Annotated in this window: 2 protein-coding genes; both read right to left on the minus strand. The window is 69.6% G+C overall.

Features of this window, described 5'->3' with window-relative positions:
- Positions 1–216 precede the first annotated feature (216 nt).
- A complete protein-coding gene (locus JCM9942_RS15405; RefSeq protein ID WP_054660728.1) occupies positions 217–1035 on the minus strand; it encodes an SDR family oxidoreductase in 819 nt (272 codons plus the stop codon).
- Between the two features lie 87 nt (positions 1036–1122).
- Positions 1123–1641, minus strand: a 519-nt coding sequence (locus JCM9942_RS15410; protein WP_054660730.1) for a protein kinase family protein, incomplete at its 5' end; no start/stop codon positions are given.

Below are 1641 nucleotides of genomic sequence, written 5' to 3' on the forward strand. Positions count from 1 at the left end.
CCGCACTGCGGGCTGGAGGGGCACGAAGCCGACGCCCGTCACTGCCGCCGTTGCGGCAGCGTCTTGCCGGAGCCATTCAACCAGTGACGTGAGATCACAGCGCCACGGTCCGATCGACAACGCCGGCAGGTTGCCCGGTGAGGTTCCGGGGCGGGAAAGCACATCCCACCTCGCCGACCGAGGCCGTAAACCGGCGCGGGCGGCCTGCCGGGTGACTCAGTCCAGGAACAGGTCCGGCAGCAGCGGCCGCGACGGGTCCACCGCATAGCCGGAAAGGTCACTGATGCCGGCCTGCGCCAGCACCTCGTCATCGATCAGGAACTGGCCGCTGAAGCCGGCCGCCGGCCGGGTCAGCACCGCGTGCGCGGCGTCGGCCATGATCTGCGGCGTGCGGCAGCCGGCCACATCCACGCCGGGAATCATGTTGATCGCATCGGTGGCGATCACCGTGCGCGGCCACAGCGCATTGACCGCCACGCCCTGCGGACCGAACTCCGCCGCCAGTCCCAGGGTGACAAAGCTCATGCCCATCTTGGCCAGGGTGTAGCCGGTATGCGGGGCCCACCACTTCGGGTCCAGGCTTGGCGGCGGCGCCAGCGTCAGGATGTGCGGATTGGGCGCGGCCAGCAGGTGCGGCAGGCAGGCCTGCGCGCACAGGAAGCTGCCCCGCGCGTTGACCTGCTGCATCAGGTCGAAGCGCTTCATCGGCGTGTCCAGGGTGCCGCGCAACCAGATCGCCGAGGCGTTGTTGACCAGGATGTCGATCCCGCCAAAGGTGTCCACCGTGGCCGCGACCGCCGCCCGTACCTGGTCTTCCTCGCGGATGTCGCACTTCAGCGCCAGCCCCTGGCCGCCGGCGGCGTTGACCGCCTCGGCGGCACTGTGGATCGTGCCCGGCAGCTTGGGATTGGGCACCGCCGACTTGGCCGCGATGGCCACATTGGCGCCATCGCGCGCGGCGCGCAGCGCGATGGCCAGGCCGATGCCGCGCGAGGCGCCGGTGATGAACAGGGTTTTGCCTTGCAACGATGACATGCCGACTCCGGAAACACGCTGACGGGAACCGCGATTATGCCCCGCACCGGCCATTCCATACGCCCACGCACTGATGCCGCCGCAAACTCAGGGCTTGGGGCCCTGCCCTTCGTTGTCTTCCCAGTGCAGGATGCGGCGGGTGACGAAACGGTAGACCGGCTTGCCGGTGACAAACCACAGCTCGCGGATCCACGAGCGGCGCTTGAGCAGGCGCCGTTCCACCGGGGTCAGCGCGTGTCGGCAGTACATCCGCTTGTGCTTGAGCAGGTGGCGCAGGTCTTCGCGCGCCAGCAGCCGCATCCAGCGCGAGCGCGGGTTGCCGCGCACCGCCAGCTGGAAATCGATCAGCGCCGGCGAGCCGTCCTCGCGCACGAGCCAGTTGGCCTCCTTGGCCAGATCGTTGTGGGCGATGCCATGGCGGTGCACCCGTTGCAGCAGCCGCCGCGCCGCACGGAAGTAGGACAGATCACCGTGCGGTGGGCGCTGGTACATCGCCGCGCCCTCCATATAGCTGCGATCCAGCCAGTGGCCGTTCCAGCCCAGCAACCGCGGCGTGGCCTCCATGCCGTCAAGCGCGGCCAGCGCGCGGGCCTCACGCCGGGCCAG

The sequence above is a fragment of the Stenotrophomonas pictorum JCM 9942 genome (assembly GCF_001310775.1).
Taxonomy (GTDB): Bacteria; Pseudomonadota; Gammaproteobacteria; order Xanthomonadales; family Xanthomonadaceae; genus Stenotrophomonas; species Stenotrophomonas pictorum.